The organism is Intrasporangium sp. (assembly GCF_032907665.1).
Classification (GTDB): domain Bacteria; phylum Actinomycetota; class Actinomycetes; order Actinomycetales; family Dermatophilaceae; genus Intrasporangium.
Genome location: NZ_JAJJPG010000012.1, coordinates 9,855 through 16,272, shown reverse-complemented (window position 1 = coordinate 16,272; position 6,418 = coordinate 9,855). Strand labels below are relative to the sequence as shown.

4 protein-coding genes are annotated in these 6,418 nt (G+C 73.1%); all 4 read left to right on the top strand.

What is annotated here, in order from left to right; genetic code table 11:
* Window positions 1-17: 17 nt before the first annotated feature.
* The 4 genes from LOY02_RS03550 to LOY02_RS03535 are packed head-to-tail and all read left to right on the top strand — an operon-like array spanning window position 18 to window position 6,313.
* Window positions 18-1,196: a hypothetical protein gene (locus tag LOY02_RS03550; protein ID WP_317180973.1), complete on the top strand. Its 1,179-nt coding sequence runs from the start codon at window positions 18-20 to the stop codon at window positions 1,194-1,196.
* Window positions 1,193-3,703: a tetratricopeptide repeat protein gene (locus tag LOY02_RS03545; protein WP_410505910.1), complete on the top strand. Its 2,511-nt coding sequence runs from the start codon at window positions 1,193-1,195 to the stop codon at window positions 3,701-3,703. Before LOY02_RS03550 ends, LOY02_RS03545 begins: the two co-directional genes overlap by 4 nt.
* Window positions 3,700-5,034 (top strand): protein phosphatase 2C domain-containing protein, encoded by a 1,335-nt coding sequence (locus LOY02_RS03540; RefSeq protein WP_410505909.1) that lies wholly within the window; start codon window positions 3,700-3,702, stop codon window positions 5,032-5,034. The genes LOY02_RS03545 and LOY02_RS03540 overlap by 4 nt, the downstream gene beginning before the upstream one ends.
* Complete coding sequence (locus tag LOY02_RS03535; RefSeq protein WP_317180949.1) at window positions 5,027-6,313, top strand: VWA domain-containing protein; 1,287 nt, start codon at window positions 5,027-5,029, stop codon at window positions 6,311-6,313. The genes LOY02_RS03540 and LOY02_RS03535 overlap by 8 nt, the downstream gene beginning before the upstream one ends.
* The last annotated feature ends 105 nt before the right edge of the window (window positions 6,314-6,418 follow it).

The window sequence follows — 6,418 nt, the reverse complement described above, 5'->3', positions numbered from 1 at the left end:
CGAGTGGACCGGGCGGGATCGCCGCTCCCCCCGCACCAGGCGGTCTGGGGGTGCCGATCCAGGCGACCGAGGCCCAGGGCTACCTCGCGGCACTGCGCCAGTGGGTCGCCCAGCGCCGCGCCGACCTCGGTGAGGTCGACTCCGCGATCCTGCGACTCTCCCCCGGGGAGCAGAGCGCCATCACGACCGACCTCACGGTGGCCCTGACCTTCTGGAAGGCGATCAACGACCGACTCACCCTCCTCGAGACCACCTTCGACGGCGGTCGGGTCGGGCCCAAGGAGGCCGAGCGCCTGTCCACACTCGTCCACGGACGACTCGACTCCAACACGACCGAGCATCTCTCCCTGCCGGCGAGCGGGTCCCTGTCCGTGAGTCTTCCCGAGGCCTGCAGGCTGCTCGACTCGCTCACGCGCACGCTCCAGGCCCGGGCGTCCCTCGTCCCCGGGGCCGCCGAGTCGACGCAGCGCATCACCGTCCTGCGGGCCGGCGCCGAGCGGGTCCGCGACCAGCTGCCGCTCGTCCCTGCGGGCCCCGAGCGCGACACGGCCGCGGAGCAGCTCGCGCGCCTGGACCGCAGGGTCGCCGACCTCGTCGAGCGAGCCCGCCGCGGCGCCGACGTCGGAGGGATCATCGGGCCGCTCGAGATCGACCTGGCCATGCTGGAGCGCGACCTCATCGTCGCGGCCGCCGAGCGGGCCAACGCCGCGCAGGACCGGGCCCACACGAAGCAGCTCGTCGAGGAGCTCGACGCCCGCGCCGAGGCGATCCGTGCGCTGGAGCGTCAGTGCCTCGCGGCCGTCACGCCGGCGCCGCACCTGGCCATCCCCAACGTGCGCGCCCTCGGCCCGGTCCCCCAGGGGGCGAAGGAGCTCGGCTCCTACCGCCAGCGGCTCGAGCGTGTGTCCCGCGCGCTCGACCTGGCCCATGAGACGTATGCCGCTGCGCTGGCCGAGCGCGACGAGGTCGTCGGCCTCGCGGGAGCGCTCGGCGCCATGCTCGACGCACGGCTGTCCGCCCAGCGGCTCGACGACGACGTGCGCGACGACCTCACGGCGCTCCGGTCTCGCCTCGACGGCGTCCTCACCCGGAAGCCGATGCCCACCGCCCGGGCCAGGGCGCTCGCCGCCGCCTACCAGTCCTATGTCGAGGCCGTGACGCGGCCGACGTCCCGAGCAGGAAGGGCCCACCCGTGACCACGAGCCCCTCGCCCACCACGCTCCGGTGCACGCAGCCCGGCTGCACGGGCACCGTCGTCGACGGCTACTGCGACGTCTGCGGGATGGCTCCGGCCACCGCACCTGGTCCCACCGCACCTCGTCCCACCGCACCCGGTGCCAGCGCGGCGGGCACTTCCACGCCAGGAGCCAGCGCTCCCGCCTCCTCGACGCCGGGCGCTGCCTCGCACGCCCCGCTCGCACCGGGGGCCACCGGTGGAGCCGGCGCCGACCCCGACGCCGCCCTCGCAACGGTCCCGGACGGCACGCGCTGCGCCCAGCCCGGGTGCTCCGGGACCATCGCCGACGGCTACTGCAACGTCTGCGGCACCCCCGCCCACCAGGAGGAGGTCGTCCAGATCGTCGACTCGACCGCGACGCAGCCGGCCGGGGTGGCCTCCGAGTTCTCGACGCGGTCGGCGGCCTCGAGCATGCTCGCATCGGCGGCCCTGGGGTCGAAGCGGGCGAGGCAGACCGGCTCGGTGGTGACCCGCCGCACCGGAGGCTCGCAGCGACTCCGCAGTGCCCGGCTCGGTGGCGGCATCACCACCGTCCGCCCGGCCCCGATGATCGACGCCGAGAAGGCCCTGCTCACCGATCCGGTCGTTCCCGAGTCCAAGCGCTTCTGCCCCAAGTGCGGCGAGCCGGTGGGCCGTGGCCGGGACGGTCGGCCGGGGCGCACCACGGGGTTCTGCGCGAACTGCCGCCACCCGTTCTCCTTCGACCCGAAGCTGCAGGCCGGGGACCTCGTCGCGGGCCAGTACGAGGTCGCCGGATGCCTCGCCCACGGTGGCCTCGGCTGGATCTACCTCGCCCGCGACAAGAACGTCTCGGACCGCTGGGTCGTGCTCAAGGGTCTGCTCAACTCCGCCGACCCCGATGCCCTCGCCGCGGCGATCGCCGAGCAACGCTTCCTCGCCCAGGTCTCCCACCCGAGCATCGTCGAGATCTACAACTTCGTCACGCACGAGGACGCCGGCTACATCGTCATGGAGTACGTCGGCGGCACCTCGCTCAAGTCGATCCTCAAGCAGCGCATGCAGAAGGCCGGGTACTACGACCCGCTTCCGGTCGACCAGGCCCTGGCGTATCTCCTCGAGATCCTGCCCGCCTTCCAGTACCTCCACGACCTCGGCCTCGTCTACTGCGACTTCAAGCCGGACAACATCATCCAGGTGGGCGACGAGGTCAAGCTCATCGACCTCGGCGGTGTCCGACGGGTCGACGACGAGGACTCGGCGATCTTCGGGACCGTCGGCTACCAGGCCCCTGAGGTCGCGGAGCTCGGGACCTCGGTCGCCTCCGACATCTACACCATCGGTCGCACGCTCGTCGTGCTGACCATGGAGTTCCGCGGCTACCAGTCGACGTACCTCAACAGCCTGCCCCCGCAGGACTCGAGCCCCGTCTTCCAGAAGTACGACTCCTTCTACCGACTCGTCTCGAAGGCGTGCGCGCCCAACCGCGACGACCGCTTCGTCTCGGCCGACGAACTGCGCTCGCAGATGATCGGCGTGCTCCGCGAGGTCGTCGCGATCGACCGGGGCTCGGGGGCCGCGACGACGACCGTGGGGTCGCTCCTCTTCGATGCCCCGACGCCCGGAGACGAGCCCGACGACTGGCGCAACCTCCCGGCGCTGCGGCGCGACCCGCACGACGCGCAGACCAACTGGCTCCACACCGTCACCGGCAGCCCGGCGCAGCGCCTCGAGATCCTGCGGGAGGCGCCGGCCAAGACCGCCGAGGTGCTCCTCGACATCGCGCGCACCGCCCTCAGCGTGGGTCAGCGCGACCTCGCCGAGTCGTCGGCGACCGAGCTGCTCACCAACGACCCCTGGGAGTGGCGGGCCGTGTGGATCCAGGGCCTCGCCGCTCTCGAGCGGGGCGACGCGAAGGCCGCGCAGGCCGCCTTCAACGCCGTCTACGGCCAGGTCCCCGGCGAGCTCGCGCCGAAGCTCGCCCTGGCGCTGGCGAGCGAGATGGCCGGCGACGACGCCGTTGCCGAGAACCTCTACATCGCCTGCGCTCGGACGGACTCGACCTACGTGCCCATGGCGGCGTTCGGCCTGGCCCGGATTCGCGCGGGCCGCGGAGAGGTCGACGGCGCGGTCGCTGCCTTCAAGCTCGTCCCCCCGCACTCCAGCGCCTTCCGCACCGCGCGAGCCGGACTCGCCGAGCTGCTCGCCCACAGCAACCGCGGCCTGCCCGACCTCGCCGAGGCCCTGCGAACCCTGACCGACACCTCGTTGCCGGCGCGTCGCCGGGCCGAGGTGACGACGCACATCTACCGTGAGGCCCTGGCCACCGTGCGCAAGGACGGACCTGTGCCCGACCTCCACCTCGGGACCCACCGGGCGACGGAGCCCGGCCTGCGTGTCGGGCTGGAGCAGTCCCTCCGCGAGCTCGCCAGCCGCACCCCCGACACGACCGAGCGCGTGCTGCTCGTCGACGAAGCCAACGCCGTCCGACCCTGGAGCCTCTGGTGACCGACACCCCGCCGCCCCCGAGGCTTCCCCAGGCCACTCAGCTCCCCCAGGCCACCGGACCCGGTCCCGGTCCTGTCCCGGCCCCTGACCCCTCTGGCCCGGCCTCGACCTGCCCCGCCTGCGGCACCCCACACGCCCCCGGCGCGAGCTTCTGCGAGGCCTGTGGAGCCGACCTGGCACCCGGGACGCAAGGTCGGGGAGCGAGCCCAACGGCATACGCTGCGGTGATCTCCCCAGCCGCCCCCCAGACCGCACCGGTGGGCGAGGAGTCGCCGCTCGACGTGGGCTGGACGGGGGCCGTCCCGTCCGGCGCGGCAACCGGAGACCCCCCAGAGCCAACAGAGCCCGCGGGGCCCGCAGAGCCGGTCTGCCAGGCCTGCGGGGAGGGTCGGATCGTCGACGGCTACTGCGACCACTGCGGCACGCCGCCGCCCGACCCCCGCAACCACTTCGCCGAGTCGCCTGCCGCGTGGGTGGGCGGGGTCTGCGACATCGGCAAGCGGCACGCGCGCAACGAGGACGCCATGGCCCTCAGCGCGACGGAGGCCCCGGGGAGCCGGGCCGTCCTCGTCGTCTGCGACGGCGTGTCCATGGCCACGGACTCGCACATCGCCTCCCTCGCCGCGGCCCAGGCGGCCCGCGCCGTGCTCGACCAGCCGCTGCCCAAGGGCGCCGGGACGCAGGAGGCCTGGGCGGCTGCGGCGGCCAGCGCGCTCACGACCGCGGTGGCCACGGCCAACGACGCCGTGCGCGCGGCTGTCGAGGAGGACGTGGAGAACCCACCGTCGTGCACCATCGCGGCCGCGGCCATCGAGGACGGCGTCGTCGTCACCGGCAACGTCGGCGACAGCCGCGTCTACTGGCTGCCCGACGACCCGGAGGAGCCGGCCCGCCAGCTCGGGCAGGACGACTCCTACGCCCACGAGCAGATCAGCGCCGGCATGCCTCGCGAGGCCGCCGAGAACGGGCCGCACGCCCACTCGATCACGCGTTGGCTCGGCACCGACGCACCGGACGACCTCGTGCCCCACCTCACCACGCTGTCCGCCGACGAGGCGGCAGCCGGGTGGCTCGTCGTCTGCTCCGACGGGCTGTGGAACTACTGCTCACCCGCGGACGACATGCGGGTCCTCGTCCGCAACATGGTCGAGCAGGTCGGCGTCGACGCGAGCCCGACCGACGTGGCGCAGGCCCTCGTCGACTTCGCCAACGAGCAGGGCGGTCGCGACAACATCACGGTTGCCCTTGCTCGACTGGGTGGGCAAGGATCACAGGACACGACGGGCGCGGTGGTGGCCGCGCCAGAGGAAGGTGACCCGACCGATGGCTGACTTCACCGCGGAGGTGTTCCAGAACGAGTTCCTCCCCGACGGGGGGACCGACGTCCACGCGATCGTGCGCATCACGTCACACGGTGCCTCGGCCGCTGCGTCGGTGGGGGTCGTCGCCCCCGGCTCGGCCGCGGAGGTCATCCTCATCGACACCTCCGGCTCGATGGGGCGGCGCGGCGTCATGGAGGCCGGCCACGCCGCCAAGGCCGCCCTCAACGAGATCGTCGACGGCACCCTCTTCGCCGTCGTCTCCGGCAACGGCACGGCCCAGATCGTGTACCCGTATGCCCACCAGGGCGCCCTCGCCGTCATGTCCTCGCACACGCGGGCCGAGGCGCACCGCGCCGTCGAGGGTCTGCGCGCCCAGGGCGGCACCGCGATGGGCACGTGGCTGACGCTGGCGCGGCAGATCTTCGAGACCGTCCCGCACGTGACGAAGCGGCACGCCATCCTGCTCACCGACGGTGTCAACGAGGGTGAGACCCCGGCGTCGTTGCAGGCCGCAGTGCAGTCCTGCATCGGGGTCTTCCAGTGCGACGCCCGTGGGGTCGGCGACCAGTGGCGCGTCGACGAGGTCCGCGCGATCTCCTCGGCCCTGCTCGGCACCGTCGACCTCATCCCCGAGCCCGAGGAGATGGCCGCCGAGTTCCAGGCGATGATGCGTGCCTCGATGTCGCGCGGCGTCGCGAATGCCGAGCTGCGCGTGTGGGTGCCCCAGGGGGCCGAGCTGCTCTTCGTGCGCCAGGTCTCCCCGACGCTCGAGGACCTCAGCGGTCGTCGCACCCCGGTCAACCCGCTCACCGGCGCCTACCCCACCGGCGCCTGGTCCGACGAGAGCCGGGACTACCACGTGGCCGTGCGCCTTCCCGCGAGGACGCTCGGGCAGGAGCAGCTCGCAGCGCGCGTCTCGCTGGCCCTCGGCGACCAACCCGTGTGCCAGGGGCTCGTCAAGGCCAAGTGGAGCAACGACGACGCCCTGACGACTCGCATCGACCCGGCCGTCGCGGCCTACACGGGGCAGGCCGAGCTCGCCCAGGTCATCCAGGAAGGTCTGGCCGCGAAGGCCGCCGGCCACGACGAGGTCGCGACCGCCAAGCTCGGCCGGGCCGTGCAGCTCGCCGACCTCACCGGCAACGACGAGATGACGACCCGCCTGAAGAAGGTCGTCGAGATCGACGACGCCGACACCGGGACGGTGCGCCTGAAGAAGAGCGCCTCCAAGATCGACGAGATGTCCCTCGACACCGCGTCCACCAAGACGAGCCGGGTGCGCCGATGAGCGTGACCTGTCCCAACGGCCACCGGTCCGAGGCGGACGACTACTGCGACGTGTGCGGGTCGCCCATCGACGCCACCGCCCGGTCAGCGAGCGGGCCAGGGAGCG

What these genes read in the sequence shown, in the direction of transcription:
- LOY02_RS03535 (WP_317180949.1), top strand. Translation starts at nt 5,027, where the DNA reads ATGGCTGACTTCACCGCGGAGGTGTTCCAGAACGAGTTCCTCCCCGAC.